The following is an 18,633-nucleotide window of genomic DNA, read 5'->3' on the forward strand; positions in this document are numbered from 1 at the left end:
CAGATCGCCATTGGATGCACGCGATCATCGCCATACAACATCCGCTTTTATTTTATTAATTTTCGAGAGAAAATAATTAACCAACAAAAAACAAGATAAAAGCGGTCTAAAACAGATAATCCGGAAGCCGCAGTTTAAAGCACGAACCCAACACTGATCGTGCGCTATCCCACCGACCTGGCGATTCCGCCCGGCCCATAAGAAGGTCCACCAAACCCTTCCCCACCAAGGCTTTCAGTTCGATTAACCACACAATCCAGAAATACCACCCCATACCGTTACCATCCTTACATATCTTGATTTTTTTGAAAATCGACCACCCCGTCGATTAGTAGACTCGCTCCATCTTCGGTGTAACGAATCCTGATTGGCACTCGACGCAGCCACGGCTGCCGCACGTCCATTCGAAACACACATCACCGTGGAATGCGCATTCGCCGCATACGGCGAATACCACTTCAAAAGAAGAAAGAGGGGCTTGTCGTGAATCACTCATTTCGATCGATATGGAGCGAAGCTGCCGGCTGCTGGGTCGCGGTTGCGGAAACGGCCCGGGCGCGCGGCAAGCGTTCGGGCACCCAATCGGCCGCAAGCCGCCGTGACGGCCGTACGGCGATCCGCCGCTCGCCGCTACGCGTCGCCGCGCTCGGTGCGGCGCTGGCCGCGCTGTCGGCCGGCTCCGCGTACGCATCGACCTGCGGTAACGGTTCGGCGGTCGCAAGCGGCGGCAGTTGCGCGCTCGGCAGCGTCAGCCCGACCGTCAACGACAACCTGGCCGGCGCCACGACCGTATCGGGCGGCGACACGGTCGGCGTGACGGGTGCATGGACGGGTGCCGCCGGCGACCCCGGCTATACGCTCACGCCGATCGGCAATACGTCCATCGTGTCGGGCAACCCGAACCAGCCGCTGCTGTCGCTCGGCGGCAAGACGCAGAGCGTCAGCACGCCCGACACGATTACGGGCACCCATACGTCGATCGCCACGTACAACTCGTCCGCATTCGCCGCGTCGACGGCCGGCTCGGCCGAGGTGCCCGTCTACCATGACGTGAACGGGAACCAGTACGTGAACCTGCGGATCGGCACCGTCGACAACACCGGCGGCACGTTGAACGTGTCGATCGGCAATCCCGCGAACGCGCCAGACGCGGCCGGCAACGCGATCTCGATCGCGCCGAAGCAGACCGACCTGACCTTCGCGGACGGCACGGGCACGGCAAAAAGCGTCGTCAACTGGAATTCGCGCAACCAGGTCTGGCTCGGCACCGGCGACTATCTCGCGAGCGGCGGTGCCGTTGGCAATCTCCAGGTCGACGTCCCGGCCTACGCGGGCACCTTCACCGCATTCGACGGCAGCACGTGGACCGTCACCGACGCCGCGTCGCTCGCCGCGTACAACGACTTTCTCGTGCGTTCGGTACAAAGCGGCGCGCTCGGCTCCCAGGCCGCCTACGACAATGCGTTCGGCCAGGCCGTCACGTTCTCGCAGCAAACCTTCCAGTATCAGAACAACGTATCGTCGGGCGACAAGAACACGCTGCCGATCGATCACCTGTCGGCAATGCACGGCACCGGCGCGAATGCAACGCTGCAGATCGGCAAGGACGGCCAGATCGACTTCCGCGGCACCAACACGATCGCTTCGAGCTCGGCCGTCCTCGCGGAAAACGGCGCGCACTTCGTCAACGACGGCCGCCTGTCGGGCGACTTCACGCTGGTGCGCCTGCTGAGCGGCGCGAGCGGCGTCAACAACGGCACGATCTCGTCCGGCTACGCGTCCGGCGACAATTTCGACACGAGCAGCAGCGCGCCGCCCGACAACTTCGGCTTCCACGCGTACACCGAGGGCAACGGCGTGTACGCAAGCGGCACGGGCACCTCGTTCGTCAACAATGGCGTGATGAACGTCGGCGCATGGACGCTCGACGGCAACCGCCCCGACCTGCAGAACTACGCGGTGGCCGTGACGAACGGTGCGAACGCGTCGAACGCCGGCACGATCAATGTCGGCGTCAACGCGACGACGCTCGACAGCCAGGTGATCGGCGGCTTCGCGGCCGGCGGCGCCTTCACGAACGCGGCCGGCGGCACGATCTATCTCGGCCGTGCGGCCCAATACGGACCGGGGGCAGCGGCGAACGACGTCGCGCTGTCCGCGCATTCCTACGGGATCCTGCTCGGCGCATCGGGCACCGCCAGCAACCTCGGCTCGATCGTGATCGGCTCGCAGACGCAAAACGGCGCCGGGATGGCGAGCATCGGTTCGTCGTCCGGCACGCTGCGCAACGCGGGCACGATCATCGTGAACGGTGCGGCACCCGGCACGCCGTTCGCCAACGTCGGCATGCTCGCGGCCAATACGGCCGCGACCGTGACCAACACGGGCACGATCACGCTGAACGGCGTGAACGGCATCGGCATCATGGTGGTCGGCACCGGTTCGACCGCGACGGCCGCGACGTCGACCGGCACGATCAACGTGGCCGGCGGGCTCGATCCGGCGTCGGACACGCGCAACTATGGCGTGTGGGCCGAAGGGCCGCGCGCGAAGGCCACGGTCGACGGCGCGCTCAACCTGACCGGCAACGGCGCGATCGGCGTCCACGCGCGCTCGGGCGCGACGATCAACGTCGACGCCAACGCCGTGCCCGCCTTCATGTCCGGCACGAACCAGATCGGTTTCTACGCATACGGCGCCGGCTCGAAGATCAACGTCGCCGCGCAGCACCTGAGCGTCGATACCGACGATTCGACGCTGTTCCGCATCGCGGGCGGCGCGGCCTATACGGGCGCGTCGGCGGCCGGCACGCTGACGACCGACGTGAACGGGCAGCGCGCGCGCGGCGTGCTTGCCACGGGTGCCGGCACGACGCTGTCCACGGGCCACGCCACCTACAACGTCAACGGCACGGACGGAATCGCGGTCGCAGTCGAAGGCGGCGCGACGGGCACGATCGACTCGGGCGCGACCATCGACCTGAATGCGGCCGGCGCGATCGCGGGCACCGTCGACGGCCAGGCACACGCCCTTACCGGAGCGAACGCCGGAACGCCGGTCGCGACGACGCTGACCAACAACGCGGCGGTCGCGTCGTCGACGGCCGGCGTGACCGGCTTCGTCGCGCAAAACCTCGGCACGCTCGAGAACCGCAATACGGTGCTGCTGACCGGCGCCGGCTCGACGGGGGTTGTCATCGGCACGCTCGGCACGGTGAACAACGCGTCGGCGATCCGCGTATCGAAAGGCACCGGTGCGCTCGTGCAGGGCGCGTCGGCAACGCTCGCCAACGCGGGCACGATCGAGGCGGACGACGGCATCGCCGGCGTTCACCTGACGGGTACCGGCGCGTCGGTCGCCCTGTCGGGCGCGGGCACCGTCGTCGCGAACGGCAGCGCCGACGGCGTGCTGATCGACTCGACCGTGTCGGGCGGCGGGATCGCAGCCGGCGCGACGTCGATCGCGGTGGGCGGCGTGGGCAAGGGCATCGACAACCTCGGCTCGAACACGACGATCGCGCTGTCAGGCACGCGGATCGGCACGACCGGCGCCGGCGCCGACGGACTGTCGTCGACGGGCGCCGGCGCGCGCATCGCGACCGATGCGGCGACCGTCGTGCGCACCGCCGGCGACGACGCGCGCGGCCTCTTCGTGACGGGCGCGGATTCGACGCTCGCGGCCGACGGTACGACCGTCACGACGACGGGTGCCGGCGCGCACGCGATCGTCGCGGGCAGCGGCGCGATCGCACTGCTGGCGGGCGCGAAGGTCTCCACGGCGGGCACGGCAGCCGACGGCCTCGTCGTACGGAACGGCGGCCGCATCGGCGACACGGGTTCGTCGATCGCGAGCGCGGCCGGCAACGGCGCGACGGTCGACGGCGGCGGCGTGCTCGCGCTGACCGGCACGACGCTCAAGGGCGCGACGGCCGGCGTGCTGAGCACCGACACGCTCGCGACCGGCGCGACGAGCGCAGTGCTCGTCGACGGCGGCAGCGTCGCGTCCGTCGCCGGGCCGGCGTTCGCGGCGCGCGGCGGCACGGTCGATATCGCGGTGCGCAACGGCACCGTCGTGACGGCCGGCAACGGCACACTGCTGGACCTCGCGAACGGGAGCACCGCGACCTTCAACGCATCGGCCGTGAATCTCGCCGGCGACATCGTGTCGGACGCGTCGAGCACCGGCAACGTGTTCCTGACGAACGGCACGACCCTCACCGGCAAGATCGATCCGGTCGCGCTCACCGTGGACGGCACGAGCACGTGGCACATGACCGGCAGCTCCGTGCTGAGCAGCCTGAACAACGCGGGTCTGGTTGCATTCGCCGCGCCGTCCGGCGCGCCGACGGCGGCAGGCAGCTACCGGACGCTGACGACCGGCAGTTACGTCGGCAACGGCGGCACGATCGCGCTGAACACCTATCTCGGCGCCGATACATCGCCGACCGACCGGCTGATCGTGAACGGCGGTGCCGCGACCGGCACGACGGGGCTGAAGATCGCGAACACGGCCGGCACCGGCGCGCAGACGACGGGCGAAGGGATTCCGGTGGTCGTCACGACCAACGGCGGCACGACCTCCGCATCGGCGTTCCATCTCGCGGGCCCGGTGCAGGCCGGCGCATACGAATACCGGCTCTACCGAGGCGGACAGAGCGATGCGAACGGCTGGTATCTGCGCTCGCAACTCGACCCGACGGACCCGGGCGATCCGGTCGGCCCGAACGTCATCAAAGGCGGCGGCAATCTCGCGTACCGTCCGGGCGTCGCGGGCTATGCGATGACGCCGCTGCTGAACGCGGACTACGGCTTCTCGACGCTCGGCAAGCTGCACGAGCGCGTCGGCGACATCTACAACCTCGAGAAGCAGGCGTCGGGCAACCGCGACGGTGTGTGGGGCCGCATCGGCGGACAGAGCCTCGATGCGAACGCGGGACGCTTCGCGGCCGACGAGCGCACGTTCTTCGCGCAGTTCGGCAAGGACTGGACGCTCGACCAGGCGCCAGGCGGCGGCAGCACGCATGCGGGCGTGACGGCGAGCATCGGCGTCGCGAACGCGAGCTTCAGCGACATGGCACGCGCCGACGCAGCGGGCCTGTCGACGTCGACGGGCTCGGTCGAGATGCACGCGCAGAGCGTCGGCGGCTACTGGACGCGCTACCTGTCCGACGGCACCTACTTCGACAGCGTCGGCCAGGTCACGCACTACGGCAACCGCTATCGCGACAGCTACGGCAACGAGGCATCGCAGAACGGCTTCGGCATCGCACTGTCGCAGGAGGTCGGCAAGCCGTTCGGGATCGGCGGCACGCCGATCGCGGTCGAGCCGCAGGCGCAGCTGATGTATCAGTACCTGAAGCTGAACGGGTTCGACGACAATGTGTCGGCCGTGTCGGGCACGACGACCAATGCGTTGCGCGGACGCGTCGGCGTGCGCATCTTCCGGCCGAACCTCGACGCGAACGCGGGTGGCGGCGCCGCGACGCCGTACTTCACTGCCGACGTGCTGCACGACTTCCTGTCGCCGGGCCAGACCGTCGTCGGCGGCACGCCGTTCGCGACGCACCTGGGCCGCACGTGGTACGAGCTCGGCCTTGGCGTGACCGCGGGCTTCGGCAAGTCGGGCGAGTTGTACGCGAACGTGAAATATGCGCGCAACATCGGCGGCGATTACCGGCGCGGCGTCACCGGGCAGGTTGGCTACCGCTACAGCTGGTAACGCCGCGCGCCGGAATCCGTTCGTCGCCAGCGGCGGGCGACGGACGGCAGGCGAAAAAAAACCGCCCGGCGTTCGGCCGGGCGGTTTGCGCATTCCGCGCGCACGAGCGCTCAGTGCAGGATTTTCGCGAGGAAGTCCTTCGCGCGATCCGACTTCGGATTCGAGAAGAAATCGTCCTTGCGGTCGTCCTCGACGATCGCGCCCTTGTCCATGAAGATCACGCGATGGGCGACCTTCTTCGCGAAGCCCATCTCGTGCGTGACGACCATCATCGTCATCCCTTCCTGCGCGAGCTCGACCATCACGTCGAGCACCTCGTTGATCATCTCGGGATCGAGCGCGGACGTCGGCTCGTCGAACAGCATCGCGATCGGGTCCATCGACAGCGCGCGCGCGATCGCGACCCGCTGCTGCTGGCCACCCGACAGCTGGCCCGGAAACTTGTGCGCATGCGCCTTCAGGCCGACGCGATCGAGCAGCTTCATGCCCTTGTCGGTCGCTTCGTCCTTGCCGCGGCCGAGCACCTTGACCTGCGCGAGCGTCAGGTTCTCGGTGATCGACAGATGCGGGAACAGCTCGAAGTGCTGGAACACCATCCCGACCTTCGAGCGCAGCTTCGACAGGTTCGTCTTCTTGTCGCCGACCGACTGGCCGTTCACGAGGATCTCGCCCTGCTGGAACGGCTCGAGGCCGTTGACGGTCTTGATCAGCGTCGACTTGCCGGAGCCCGACGGGCCGCACACGACGACCACTTCGCCTTTCTTGACCTCGGTCGTGCAGTCGGTGAGAACTTGAAACTGGCCGTACCACTTGGAAACGTTCTTGATGGAAATCATCGTGTGACCTTTTTCTGGAGACTCTTGACGAGAACAGACGCCAACGAGCAAATCACGAAATAGCATGCGCCGGCGAACAGGACCATCTCGACGGTCGTGCCGTCGCGGTCGCCGATGTTGGCGGCCGTGCGGAAGAAGTCCGCGAGACTGATCACGTACACGAGCGACGTATCCTGGAACAGGACGATCGCCTGCGTGAGCAGCAGCGGCACCATCGCGCGGAACGCCTGCGGCAGGATCACGAGGCGCATGGCCTGCGCGTAGTTCATGCCGAGCGCGAACGCGGCGTTCACCTGCCCGCGCGGCACCGACTGGATGCCGGCGCGGATGATCTCGGAATAATACGCGGCTTCGAACAGCGAGAACGCGACCATCGCCGACGCGAGCCGGATGTCGATCGTCGGCGACAGCCCGAGCACGCCCTGCAGCACCTGCGGCACGATCAGGAAGAACCACAGCAGCACCATCACGAGCGGGATGGAGCGGAACACCGTCACGTATGCCTTCGCGAACCACTCGAGCGGCTTCACGCCGGACAGCCGCATCAACGCCAGCAGCGTGCCCCAAACGATGCCGATGACGATCGCGATCAGCGTGATCTTGAACGTGACGATCGCCCCCGTCCACAGCGTCGGTATCGCGCCGGGAATACTACTCCAGTCGAACTGATGCATCACTTGCCTCCGATGTAGCCGGGCAGCCGCGTGCGGCCTTCGATCCAGCGCATGAACGCCATCACGACGAGGTTGATGAGCACATACGCAAGCGTCACCGCGATGAACGACTCGTAGGTCTGCGCGGTGTAGTCGACGAGCTGGCGGGCCTGCGCGGACAAGTCGAGCAGGCCGATCGTCGACGCGACCGCGGAGTTCTTGAAGATGTTCAGGAACTCGGACGTGAGCGGCGGCACGATGATCCGGTACGCAACGGGCAGCAGCACGTAGCGGTACGTCTGCCATTGCGTGAAGCCCATCGCGAGGCCGGCGGCGCGCTGGCCCTTCGGCAGCGCGTTGATCCCCGAGCGCACCTGTTCGCACACGCGCGCGCCCGTGAACAGGCCCAGACAGACGATCGACGCGGTGAAGAACTGCGTGCCGGGCGGCAACTGCTTGATCCAGGTGCCGATCGACGCGGGCAGCAGTTCGGGCACGACGAGGTACCAGACGAAGAACTGCACGATCAGCGGGATGTTCCGGAAGATCGACACGTACACGGTGCCGATCGCGGACAGCCATTTGTTCGGCACCGTGCGCAGCACGCCGAACAGCGAACCGACGATCAGCGCGACGACCCAGGCGACGAGCGACACCTCGATCGTCACCCAGAATCCGGACATCAGCCATCCGAAGTAAGTCGTCGGCTCGCCGGTCGAGACGGGGCTCAGGAAGATGCCCCAGTTCCAGTGGTAAGACATGGGCAAGACTCCAGCAAAAAGAAACGGAAGAAGCGAGGCCTCTTCCGTTTCAGTAGCGTCATTTCTGCGTCAACGGCTGCGTGGTCAGTCGAGCGCCTTGTCGTTCGGGTTCGCGTACAGCTTCTTCATCGAATCGGACAGCGGGAAGTTCAGGTTCAGCCCCTTCGGCGGAATCGGGTTCTCGAACCACTTCGCGTAGATCTTCGCGGCTTCGCCCGACTTCTCGACTTGCGAGATCGCGTCGTCGACGACCTTCTTGAAGTCCGCATCGCCCTTGCGCATCATGCAGCCGTACGCCTCTTCCGACTGCGGCGTGCCGACGATCACCCACTCGCCCGGCTGCCTCGCCTTCGCGCGCTCGCCCGCGAGCAGCGCGTCGTCCATCATGAACGCGACGGCGCGGCCCGACTCGAGCGTGTTGAACGAGTCGCCGTGGTCCTTCGCGCTGATGATGTTCATGCCCAGCTGCTTGTCGTTGTTCATCTTGCGCAGCAGGCGCTCGGACGTCGTGCCGGCGGTGGTCACGACCGTCTTGCCCTTCAGGTCCGCGAAGTCCTTCACGCCCGAATCCTTCTTCGTCATCAGGCGCGTGCCGATCACGAAGATCGTGTCGGAGAATGCGGCCTGCTGCTGACGCTCCGTGTTGTTGGTCGTCGAGCCGCACTCGATGTCCACCGTGCCGTTCTGCACGAGCGGGATGCGGTTCTGCGACGTCACCGGGATGTTCTTGACCTGCAGGTTCGGCAGGTTCAGCTTCTTCTTCACGGCGTCCACGACTTTCATCTGGAATTCGCGCGAATAACCGACGACCTGCTGGCTCTGGTCATAGTAGGAGAACGGAATCGACGATTCGCGGTGGCCCAGCGCGATCACGCCCGTGTCCTTGATCTTCTTCAGCGTGCCGGTCTCCTGTGCATGCGCGCCGCTCGCGAACGCGCACAGCGCCGCGACCATCAGGACTGCCTTCTGGTATTTCATTTTGGTCATCTCCTTGGCTGAAACCCGCGCCAGTGTATCAAAGTAATATTTTTGAAAGTACTGGTTGTTTACCGAACTACGAATCGTCCTGTACGAAGCCGTCCTCCCGGCTTCCGGCGCCCCTGGCGGCGCCTGAATGCACAACGCGGGCGATGCCGGATTCGGCACCGCCCGCGAGGGTTCATGCACACAATCGGGTGAATTGCGTCATGCTTTTGTCATAGTCGTCCGATCGAATCGGCGATGACCGATCAGGGATACAGGCCGCGCATTTCGCGCGCCATCAGGATGCGCTTGCACGCGACGATGAACGCCGCCGTACGCACCGACACCTTGTGCTCTTCCGCGACCGCCCACACGCCGGCGAACGCTTCGCGCATCACGCGCTCGAGACGGTGGTTGATCTCGTCTTCCGTCCAGAAGAAGCTCGAGAAGTCCTGCACCCACTCGAAGTACGACACGGTCACGCCGCCCGCATTCGCGATCACGTCGGGAATCACGAGCACGCCGTTCGCGCTCAGGATGTCGTCGGCCGCCGTCGTCGTCGGGCCGTTCGCGCCTTCGACGATGATCTTCGTGCGGATCTTCGATGCGTTCTTCTCGGTGATCTGGTTTTCCAGTGCCGCCGGGATCAGGATGTCGGTCTCGACCGTCCAGAACTCGTCGTTCGGCATCGGTTCGGCGCCTTCGAAGCCCGCGACGCCGCCCGTGCGTGCGACGTGGTCGAGCAGCTTGTTCGAATCGAGGCCGGCCGGCTGGTAGATCGTGCCCGTGTGATCCTGCACCGCGATCACCTTCGAACCCGCTTCCTGGAACAGCTTCGCCGCGATGCCGCCGACGTTGCCGAAGCCTTGCACCGCGATGCGCGCGCCTTCGATCTCGAGGCCCTTCTTCTTCGCCGCCTCGCAACCGACGACGAACACGCCGCGGCCCGTCGCTTCCTTGCGGCCGAGCGAACCGCCGAGCGAGATCGGCTTGCCGGTCACGACGCCGGTCGATGTCTGGCCCTGGTTCATCGAGAACGTGTCCATCATCCACGCCATCACCTGTTCGTTGGTGTTGACGTCCGGTGCCGGAATATCGGTGTTCGGGCCGATGATGATGCCGATTTCGCTGGTGTAGCGACGCGTCACGCGTTCGAGCTCACCGCGCGACAGCTTGCGCGGGTCGACGCGGATGCCGCCCTTCGCACCGCCGTACGGCACGTTCACGGCCGCGTTCTTCACCGACATCCATGCCGACAGTGCCATCACTTCCGACAGCGTCACGTCCTGGTGGTAGCGCACGCCGCCCTTGCCCGGGCCGCGCGACACGTTGTGCTGTACGCGATAGCCTTCGAAGTGCGCGACGGTGCCGTTGTCGAGCTCGATGGGCACATCGACGATCAGGATGCGCTTCGGACGCTTCAGCGTTTCGAGCCAGCGCGACAGCGAACCGAGGTACGGCGCGACGCGATCGACCTGCTGAAGGTAGTTGCCCCACGGGCCGAGATCGTCGGCGTGAAGGTAGGACGGGATGGACTGCAGTTGCGAAGACATGGACGCTCCAACGTTCAACGGATTGCGCACATTGTCGAAAAACCCGTTTTTTTTATCCAATGCCGTTTGCTTATTCGATTATGCGTTTCTTGCATGATCGTGATTTTTTGCAAATCCATGGTCGATTTGCGCAAGAACGCCCGCGATCGGCCGTGCATCGCGTTGTGCGAAAAATCGTGGGTACATTACGCCGGACGCCCGTCGGGCAGCCGTCCGACAGGCGCGGCAAGCTCGTCGTCAGCCGCGCGCGGCCGTGCTCGACTCCATCATTCGGCCGTGTCGCGCAATTCGTCGCGCACGACTTCCCACAACGCGCGCACGAGCTTCTGGCGCGGATCGTCGCCCTGCAGCGCGAGCTTGTCGCAGTAAAGGCGAATCTCCATCGTCAGCGTGTACGGGTGCGTGCCGCCACGCGCGGACCGGTCGAGCCGGATCAGGCGGCCGCTGGCCACCGCATCCTCGACGGCGCTGTGCGGCAGAAACGCGACGCCGTGGCCCGCGAGCGCCATTGCCTTCAGCCCTTCGGCCATGTCGGTTTCGTACACGCGATCGAGGAACAGCGGCGTCGGTGCGTTCGCAACGATGACTTCGGTCATCCGGCCGAGATACGCATTCGGCGTATAAGACAGGTACGGCACGCGCGCCTCGGCCGTGCCCGGCAACGTATAGCGCGGCCGGCCCGCGCGGCCCGGCGCCGAAAACGCGCTGATCGGCTCGCTGCCGAGGACCAGCATGTCGTAGCGGGCCGGATCGAGCGCGACGGGGTGGCTCGGGTGGTGGTAGCCCATCACGAGATCGCAGCCACCCTCGACCAGCGACAGCACGGCGTCGTGCACGTTCAGCGCGCGCAACCGTGTGTGGACCTGCCCCATCTTCGCCTCGATCCGCTGCAGCCAGCGCGGAAAATACGTGAGCGACAGCGTATGCGGCACCGCGAACTCGATGGTCGGCACCGGCGCGCCGACATGGCCGCGCAGCAGCGTGCGCGCCTCATGCGCCTGCGACAGCATCGTCAATGCCTGCTCGTAGAAGATCTGGCCGGCCTGCGTGAGCCGCGTCGGATAAACCGAACGATCGATCAGTTCGGTCGCGAGCCATGCCTCGAGCGCCTGGATGCGCCGCGAGAACGCGGGCTGCGACACGTGCCGCAGTTCGGCGGACCGGCTAAAGCTGCGCGTTTCCGCGAGCGAGACGAAGTCTTCGAGCCATTTCAGTTCCATGCAGGCGGGCGCGGCGGGCGGCGGTCGGGAAGAAGCCTGCATTCTACCGGCGGGCGGGCCCGGCCGGCGGCGCGGCGGGCAGCCCGGCGAGCCGGCCCGGGCGCCAGCCGGCGGACTGCTTGCGCGCCGCCCGGGCGCCGCATGCGTGCCGATCGCCCACGACGGCGGCGACCTGACCGGTTCGGCCGGGATCGCCCCGCGCCAATGGTAAAATGCCGGATTCTCCTCCCCTCGTTCGCACCGGCCCCCAAGGCCACGCCCGATCATGTCCGACACTCGTCCCGATACGCTTTTCGCCCTCACCGCGCTCTCGCCCATCGACGGCCGCTACGCCAGCAAGACCGAAGCGCTGCGCGACTGGCTCTCCGAAGCCGCCTTCATGCGCCACCGCGTCACCGTCGAGGTGCACTGGCTGATCGCGCTGTCGCGCGCCGGCTTCGCGGAAGTCCCGCGCTTCTCGGACGCGTCCGAACAATTCCTGCTGCAACTCGCCGAGCGCTTCACCGCGCACGACGCCGCCCGCATCAAGGACATCGAGCGCGTGACGAACCACGACGTGAAGGCCGTCGAATACTGGCTGAAGGAATCGGTGAAGGGCCAGGCCGAACTCGAGAAGGCCAGCGAATTCATCCACTTCGCGTGTACGTCCGAAGACATCAACAACACGTCGCACGGGATGATGCTCGCCGGCGCGCGCGAGCACGTGATCGTGCCGGCGCTGCGCACGGTCCACCAGCGCCTCGTCGCGCTGTCGCACGCGCTTGCCGAGCAGCCGATGCTGTCGCGCACGCACGGCCAGCCGGCCAGCCCGACGACGCTCGGCAAGGAACTCGCGAACGTCGCGGCCCGCCTCTCTCGCGCGATCACGCGCATCGAGAAGGTCGAGATCCTCGGCAAGATGAACGGCGCGGTCGGCAACTTCAACGCGCACCTGTCGGCGTATCCGGAATTCGACTGGGAAGCGTTCTCGCGCGACGTGATCGAGAACCGCCTGAAGCTCACCTTCAACCCGTACACGATCCAGATCGAGCCGCACGACTACATGGCGGAGCTGTTCGATGCGGTCGCGCGCGCGAACACGATCCTGCTCGACCTCGACCGCGACGTGTGGGGCTACATCTCGGTCGGCTACTTCAAGCAGAAGACGAAGGCCGGCGAAATCGGCTCGTCGACGATGCCGCACAAGGTCAATCCGATCGACTTCGAGAACTCGGAAGGCAATCTCGGCCTCGCGAACGCGACGCTGCGCCACCTCGCCGACAAGCTGCCGGTGTCGCGCTGGCAGCGCGACCTGACCGACTCGACGGTGCTGCGCAACATGGGCGTCGCACTCGGCTACTCGCTGCTCGCGTACGACTCGCTGATCCGCGGCCTCGACAAGCTCGAAGTGAACCCGCAGCGCCTGAACGAAGACCTCGACAACTGCTGGGAAGTGCTCGCAGAGCCGGTGCAGACGGTGATGCGCCGCTACGGCATCGAGAACCCGTACGAGCAGCTGAAGGAACTGACGCGCGGCAAGGGCATCACGCGCGAAGCGCTGCAGGAATTCGTCGGCACGCTGGCGATCCCGCAAGATGCGAAGGACCGCCTGCTCGCGATGACGCCTGCGTCGTACATCGGCAAGGCCGTCGAACTCGCGAAGCGGATCGCGTAAGCACCGCCGTCTCCGCACGTAAAAAAAGCCCGATGCGAGCAATCGCATCGGGCTTTTTCATTGCCTGTGCGGCTGGTCAGAACGAGATCATCCGCCCCGGGTTGAGTGCGCTCATCACGCTCATCGCGGCCTTCGCAGCGGGAATCGCGATCGGCGACAACTGGCGGCCGAGCGGAATCGCGCGGTGATCGATGCCGGTCAGCATCGAGAAATCGTCGTTGCGACCGACGAAATCGTCGCAGATCGCCTTGCCGATCCGCACCGTCTGCGCGACGCCATGACCGCTCCAGCCCTGCACCATGTACATCGGCACGCGGCCGTCGGTCTTGCGGCTGTCGGTCGCGCCGTTCAGCGTGAAGTCGCTGACGCCGCTCCAGCAGTAGTCCAGTGCGAACTGGCCATCGGCCTGGGGGAACACCGTGTTCAGCCGCGTCAGCAGATACGCGTTGACGTCGGGCTGTGCCCAGCACGTGCCGGTGCCCTGCCCGCCGAACAGCAGGCGGTTGCCGCGCACCGGCCGGTAGTAGTCGATCTGGAACTGCGTGTCGTACACCGGCATGCCGGCCGGCATCAGTGTCGCGACGTCGACGTCGAGCGGCGCCGTCACGCTGACATACGTGAAGAACGGCACGGTGGTGGCGGTGCCGTCGTCCAGCAGACGGAACGTCGTGTTGTGCAGCGCGAGCACGACGCCACGGCGCGCGGTGATCGTGCCGCCCGGCGTCGTCGCGACGACGCCCGCCGGCGTTTCGTCGAGCTCCAGCACCTCGGTGCCCTCGTACAACGCACCGCCGTTCAGCCGGAAGCCGTGCACGAGACCGCGCACCAGCGCGAGCGGATGAAGCTGGCCACCGGTCGCGTCGATCGCCGCGCCGTGATACAGCCCCGAGCGCACGTATTCGTCGTGCAGCTGATGGCGGCCGACGAGCGTCACGCCGGCGTCACCGAGATGGCGGCGTGCGTCAGCGCCGTCGAGCAGCGCGCTCATGTGGCCCGGGTGGACCGCCGCCGTGATGTGGCCGCGCTTGCGATCGAGGTCGAGTGCGTAACGCGCGCCGATCGCGTCGATCAGGTCCATCGATTCGGCCGACGCGAAGCGCCACAGCCGCTTCGCGTCGTCGTGCGACAGATGGTCGATCATGTCGGCTGCTTCCCAGCGCGCGAGGCCCGGCGTGAGCTGGCCGCCGTTGCGGCCCGACGCCGCGGAGCCGACGTGATGCTTGTCGACGAGAATCGTGTCGACGCCCGCTTCCGCCAGATGCAGCGCGGCCGATGCACCGAGCAGCCCCGCGCCGATCACCAGCACGTCGCACACCATGTCGTGCGCGAGCGGCGCGCTGTTTTCATGGCGCGACAGAGACGCCTCGTACCAGTTGGCCGGGCGCTCGCCGTCGTAACGGGACGGCGCGCACCAGTTCCAGTTGTCCTTTTCGATGTTCAGTTGCGTCTGGTCGAAACGCGATTCGCCCTGGATCAGGGGCTTGTGGTTGGAAGTCATGATTGCACTTGCATGGTCTTGGGCCGCCTGTCGAAGTGCCATTCAGGCTTCGCGGGTGGGGCAGCCGGTTCCACTTGGGTGTCAACGAGATAAAGGGCGCGATGGCCCGTGTTGACGGCAGGCACGCTCGTGCCTGCCAGGATCCCGGACCGTGCGAAAGCACGCATTGAAAGGTGCCGGGACACCCAATTTCTACACCGCAGAAATAATTCTACAGCGTAGAATATGCTTTCGTCAAGATTACAGCCGCAGCCATCCCGCTTCCATGAAAGACAAACCCGCCCAAGGCCCGCGCGGCCTCGACAAGGATGCGATCGTCGCGGCCGCGCTCGCGCTGCTCGAAGAGGTCGGCGAAGCCGCGTTCAGCGTGCGCAAGCTCGCGCAGTCAGTCGGCTGCGACCCGATGAGCGTGCTCTATCACTTCAAGTCGAAAGAGGGCCTGAGCCGTGCGATCGCGAACGCGCTGTCGCGCTCGCTCGCGCCGGTCGACCCTTCACTGCCGTGGCGCGAGCGGCTGCTCGATCTCGCCCGCCAGTACCGCGCGCTCGCGCTGCGCCACCCCGCCGCGTTCGCGCTGCTGCAGCGTCACATGAGCACCGGGCCGGCCGATCTCGCGCACATCGAGACCGTGCATCGCGCGCTGGCCGATGCCGGCATCCCGCGCAGCGCACTGCCGACCGTGTGCGTCGGCTGGTATGCGAGCGTGATCGGCCTCGCCGCCGCCGAGGCCGGCGGCCTAACGCGGCCCGCGAACGACGTCGAGCTCGCGGAAATGCATGCGCTGTCCGATACCGCGCATCCGCTCGTCAAATCGGCCGCCCCGCTCTACGCGCAACTCGATCCGGCCGCCGTGCACGACACGATGCTGGACGTGCTGCTCGACGGCATCGCGCAGCACGTCCGCGCGACCTGAGCGGCTCACGCATCGCCAACGAAAAAAGGCGCCCCGAGGGGCGCCTTTTTCACTGCTGCATGACGATTGCCGCGAACCGCGCTCAATGTTGCCGCGCGATACCGATCTTCAGCATGACCTGATCGACGATCTGTTCGGGCGTCAGCTCGATGCTGACCACGATCGCTTCGTCCGGGCCCGGTTCCTCGAGCGTGTCGAGCTGGCTCTTCAGCAGCGACGGATCGAAGAAATGGCCGGTGCGGGTCTTCAGGCGCTCGTGCAACACCTCGAACGAACCCTTCAGATACACGAACCGCACGTCGGTATCGGTGCCGCGCAGCACGTCGCGGTACGACCGCTTCAGCGACGAGCAGGTGAACACGGCGGTCTCGCCGGCACGCTGCTTCTCCTCGATGGCCGCGCGAATCGTGCGCAGCCACGGCCAGCGGTCGTCGTCGGTCAGCGGAATGCCGTTGTGCATCTTTTCCTTGTTCGCCGCGCTGTGAAACGCGTCGCCGTCGGTATAGCTGCACGACAGGCGTTCTGCCAGCATTTCGCCGATTCGCGATTTGCCCGCACCCGACACGCCCATTGCGATCAGAATCATTGACTACCCCTTGTTACAAAACCACGCTCAGCAGCAGCGTAAAGCTCAGACCCAGCACCGAGATGATGGTTTCAAGCAGCGACCAGGTCTTGAACGTCTGGCCGACCGTCATCCCGAAATATTCCTTGATCAGCCAGAAGCCGCCGTCGTTCACATGCGAGAAGATCAGCGAGCCCGAGCCCGTCGCGAGCACGAGCAGCTCCGGACGAACCGCCGCGCCCGACGCCGCCGCGATCGGCGCGACGATGCCGCAGGCCGTCGTCATCGCGACCGTCGCCGAACCCGTTGCCAGACGCATCAGCGCCGCGACGAACCAGCCGAGCAGCAGCGGCGACAGGTGCGCGTGCTTCGCGGTCTCGACGATCTGCTGCGAGATCCCGCTGTCGCGCAGGACGCCGCCGAAGCCGCCGCCCGCACCGACGATCAGCGTGATGCCGGCGATCGGCGCCAGGCACTCGCCGCAGAACTTCTGGATCTGGTCGCGGTTGAAGCCCTGCAGCTTGCCGAACGTGAAGAAGCTCACCAGCACGGCGATCAGCAGCGCGACGTCGGAGTTGCCGGCAAAGCGCAGCAGGTTGTTCGGCAGCGACTTCGGTGCGAACACCAGGTCGGCCCAGCTGCCGACGAGCATCAGCACGACGGGCAGCAGGATCGTGAACAGCGTGATGCCGAAACTCGGCAGCTCGCGCTTGCGACCGTCCGTGTGCGTATCGACGAACTGCGCTGCGAGCGGGTTGTTTTCCGGCAGCTTCACGAACTTCGAGATCATCAGCGCGAACAGCGGACCGGCGATGATCGCGGTCGGCACGCCGACGATGAGGCCGAACGCGATCGTCTTGCCGATATCGGCGCCGTATTGCTGAACGGCCAGCAGCGCGGCCGGGTGCGGCGGAATCAGCCCGTGCACGACGGACAGGCCGGCCACCATCGGCAGACCGACGACGAGCAGCGATTTTCCGGTGCGCTTCGCGACGTTGAACGCGATCGGGATCAGCAGCACGAAGCCGACTTCGAAGAACACCGGCAAGCCGACGATGATCGCAACGAACATCATCGCCCAGTGGATGTTCTTTTCACCGAACCAGTCGATCAGCGTGGTCGCGATCCGTTCGGCGCCGCCCGATTCGGCCATCATCTTGCCGAGCATCGTGCCGAGGCCGACGACGATCGCGATGTGGCCGAGCGTGCCGCCCGTGCCCGTTTCGAACGACTTGACGATCTTGTCCATCGGCATGCCGACGACGAGACCCAGGCCCAGCGAAACGATGATCAGCACCAGGAACGGGTAGATCTTGTAGCGCGCGATCATCAGGATCAGCGCGGCAATCGCGATCAGCGTGAATACGAGCAGCATGCTGCCTTGGACAGCCCCCATGTGGCACTCCTCCTTGAATTGTTCGAAACCGGGCGAGCTGTTGCGAGTATGCCCGGCTATGCAGGTCTCCGAAACACGGGGGGCACCCACCCCGTGAGGACGCTGAATTTTACTTATCTTTACGGCCCACGGATAGAACCGGTTCCATCAGCAAAAACCCTCGGTAAAACAAGCATTAAGCGCTTGTTTGCCGAGGGTCAAGGGCGTGACGTTCGCAAGCCCCGTTACTGGCGCGAACAGGCCCTTATCATTTCGTACAAGTATTAACGGTGAAGCTGGCTCGCGGCTTGCGCAAGACGCGTGACCTCGGCCCAGTCCTGCGCGGCGAGCGCGGCCTTCGGCGTGAGCCACGACCCGCCGACGCACACGACGTTCGGCAGCTTCAGGAAATTCGGCGCGGTATCGACCGTGATGCCGCCCGTCGGGCAGAACTTCAGCGCCGGGAACGGGCCGTGGAACGCCTGCAGCATCGGCACGCCGCCGGCCTGCTGCGCGGGGAAGAACTTGACGATCTCGTAGCCGAATTCGAGCGCCTGAATGATGTCGCTCGGCGTCATCACGCCCGGCAGCAGCGGCAGGCCGGCGTCGAGCGACGCGAGATGCAGGTCCTTCGTCAGGCCCGGCGACACGCCGAACTTCGCGCCGGCCTTCTTCGCCTGCGCGCAGTGCTCGGGCTTCGTGATCGTGCCGACGCCGACGACGATGTCGTCCGCGAGCTGGCTCGCGCGCTGGATCGCCTCCAGGCCCGCCGGCGTACGCAGCGTGATCTCGAGCACCTTGACACCGCCCGCGTGCAACGCGCGCGACACGTGTTCGCCCTGCTCGACCGAGTCGAATGCGAGCACCGGAATCACCGGGCCCAGCTTCACGATTTCAGCAATCGTCTTCATCAAATTCGCTCCT

Annotated in this window: 13 protein-coding genes; 3 read left to right on the plus strand and 10 right to left on the minus strand. The window is 65.9% G+C overall.

Annotated features, from left to right (window positions below):
* Positions 1–483: 483 nt before the first annotated feature.
* The gene (locus tag BTE28158_RS15865) at positions 484–5,718 is read left to right on the plus strand and encodes an autotransporter outer membrane beta-barrel domain-containing protein (protein WP_174919956.1); all 5,235 of its coding nucleotides are present in this window, start codon (positions 484–486) and stop codon (positions 5,716–5,718) included.
* A 110-nt stretch (positions 5,719–5,828) separates the two neighbouring features.
* Here the strand turns inward: BTE28158_RS15865 and BTE28158_RS15870 are convergent, their stop codons facing one another.
* The 6 genes from BTE28158_RS15870 to BTE28158_RS15895 all read right to left on the minus strand — a co-directional run bounded on the left by BTE28158_RS15870 (position 5,829) and on the right by BTE28158_RS15895 (position 11,704).
* Positions 5,829–6,554, minus strand: a complete 726-nt coding sequence (locus tag BTE28158_RS15870) for an amino acid ABC transporter ATP-binding protein (RefSeq protein WP_059608246.1) — start codon at positions 6,552–6,554, stop codon at positions 5,829–5,831.
* A complete protein-coding gene (gltK, locus tag BTE28158_RS15875) occupies positions 6,551–7,228 on the minus strand; it encodes a glutamate/aspartate ABC transporter permease GltK (RefSeq protein WP_151052088.1) in 678 nt (225 codons plus the stop codon). The genes BTE28158_RS15870 and gltK overlap by 4 nt, the downstream gene beginning before the upstream one ends.
* On the minus strand, positions 7,228–7,968 hold the full coding sequence (locus BTE28158_RS15880) for an amino acid ABC transporter permease (protein WP_124624852.1): 741 nt from the start codon (positions 7,966–7,968) through the stop codon (positions 7,228–7,230). The genes gltK and BTE28158_RS15880 overlap by 1 nt, the downstream gene beginning before the upstream one ends.
* A gap of 84 nt (positions 7,969–8,052) precedes the next feature.
* Entirely contained in the window at positions 8,053–8,946 is an 894-nt protein-coding gene (locus tag BTE28158_RS15885; RefSeq protein WP_170296485.1) for a glutamate/aspartate ABC transporter substrate-binding protein, read from the minus strand.
* Positions 8,947–9,197: 251 nt separating this feature from the next.
* A complete protein-coding gene (locus BTE28158_RS15890) occupies positions 9,198–10,484 on the minus strand; it encodes a Glu/Leu/Phe/Val family dehydrogenase (protein ID WP_059465395.1) in 1,287 nt (428 codons plus the stop codon).
* Between the two features lie 266 nt (positions 10,485–10,750).
* Positions 10,751–11,704, minus strand: coding sequence for a LysR substrate-binding domain-containing protein (locus BTE28158_RS15895; protein ID WP_124624844.1), 954 nt, complete (start codon positions 11,702–11,704; stop codon positions 10,751–10,753).
* Positions 11,705–11,969: 265 nt separating this feature from the next.
* On the opposite strand from BTE28158_RS15895, the gene purB reads away from it, so the two are divergent.
* On the plus strand, positions 11,970–13,358 hold the full coding sequence (purB, locus tag BTE28158_RS15900) for an adenylosuccinate lyase (protein ID WP_059608242.1): 1,389 nt from the start codon (positions 11,970–11,972) through the stop codon (positions 13,356–13,358).
* 76 nt (positions 13,359–13,434) lie between these two features.
* Here the strand turns inward: purB and BTE28158_RS15905 are convergent, their stop codons facing one another.
* Complete coding sequence (locus tag BTE28158_RS15905; protein ID WP_059608241.1) at positions 13,435–14,856, minus strand: NAD(P)/FAD-dependent oxidoreductase; 1,422 nt, start codon at positions 14,854–14,856, stop codon at positions 13,435–13,437.
* Positions 14,857–15,121: 265 nt separating this feature from the next.
* Between BTE28158_RS15905 and BTE28158_RS15910 the strand changes: the two genes are divergently transcribed.
* Positions 15,122–15,769: a TetR/AcrR family transcriptional regulator gene (locus tag BTE28158_RS15910; protein WP_059608240.1), complete on the plus strand. Its 648-nt coding sequence runs from the start codon at positions 15,122–15,124 to the stop codon at positions 15,767–15,769.
* An 82-nt stretch (positions 15,770–15,851) separates the two neighbouring features.
* On the opposite strand, the gene BTE28158_RS15915 is transcribed toward BTE28158_RS15910, so the two are convergent.
* The 3 genes from BTE28158_RS15915 to eda form a co-directional block, all read right to left on the minus strand.
* Positions 15,852–16,355 (minus strand): gluconokinase, encoded by a 504-nt coding sequence (locus BTE28158_RS15915; protein WP_151050965.1) that lies wholly within the window; start codon positions 16,353–16,355, stop codon positions 15,852–15,854.
* Between the two features lie 13 nt (positions 16,356–16,368).
* Positions 16,369–17,730, minus strand: a complete 1,362-nt coding sequence (locus BTE28158_RS15920) for a GntP family permease (RefSeq protein WP_059535304.1) — start codon at positions 17,728–17,730, stop codon at positions 16,369–16,371.
* Between the two features lie 263 nt (positions 17,731–17,993).
* Positions 17,994–18,620 carry a bifunctional 4-hydroxy-2-oxoglutarate aldolase/2-dehydro-3-deoxy-phosphogluconate aldolase gene (gene eda / locus BTE28158_RS15925; RefSeq protein WP_124624832.1) on the minus strand — a complete coding sequence of 209 codons (627 nt, stop codon included), beginning with the start codon at positions 18,618–18,620 and terminating at the stop codon, positions 17,994–17,996.
* Between the last annotated feature and the right edge of the window lie 13 nt (positions 18,621–18,633).

This window comes from Burkholderia diffusa, from assembly GCF_902499115.1.
In the GTDB taxonomy this organism is placed as follows: Bacteria; Pseudomonadota; Gammaproteobacteria; order Burkholderiales; family Burkholderiaceae; genus Burkholderia; species Burkholderia diffusa.

Coding starts and splice junctions, on each gene's coding strand:
- gltK (WP_151052088.1), bottom strand. CDS start 7,228: ATGCATCAGTTCGACTGGAGTAGTATTCCCGGCGCGATACCGACGCTG.
- BTE28158_RS15910 (WP_059608240.1), top strand. CDS start 15,122: ATGAAAGACAAACCCGCCCAAGGCCCGCGCGGCCTCGACAAGGATGCG.
- BTE28158_RS15890 (WP_059465395.1), bottom strand. CDS start 10,484: ATGTCTTCGCAACTGCAGTCCATCCCGTCCTACCTTCACGCCGACGAT.
- purB (WP_059608242.1), top strand. CDS start 11,970: ATGTCCGACACTCGTCCCGATACGCTTTTCGCCCTCACCGCGCTCTCG.
- eda (WP_124624832.1), bottom strand. CDS start 18,620: ATGAAGACGATTGCTGAAATCGTGAAGCTGGGCCCGGTGATTCCGGTG.
- BTE28158_RS15915 (WP_151050965.1), bottom strand. CDS start 16,355: ATGATTCTGATCGCAATGGGCGTGTCGGGTGCGGGCAAATCGCGAATC.
- BTE28158_RS15905 (WP_059608241.1), bottom strand. CDS start 14,856: ATGACTTCCAACCACAAGCCCCTGATCCAGGGCGAATCGCGTTTCGAC.
- BTE28158_RS15920 (WP_059535304.1), bottom strand. CDS start 17,730: ATGGGGGCTGTCCAAGGCAGCATGCTGCTCGTATTCACGCTGATCGCG.
- BTE28158_RS15885 (WP_170296485.1), bottom strand. CDS start 8,946: ATGAAATACCAGAAGGCAGTCCTGATGGTCGCGGCGCTGTGCGCGTTC.
- BTE28158_RS15870 (WP_059608246.1), bottom strand. CDS start 6,554: ATGATTTCCATCAAGAACGTTTCCAAGTGGTACGGCCAGTTTCAAGTT.
- BTE28158_RS15880 (WP_124624852.1), bottom strand. CDS start 7,968: ATGTCTTACCACTGGAACTGGGGCATCTTCCTGAGCCCCGTCTCGACC.
- BTE28158_RS15895 (WP_124624844.1), bottom strand. CDS start 11,704: ATGGAACTGAAATGGCTCGAAGACTTCGTCTCGCTCGCGGAAACGCGC.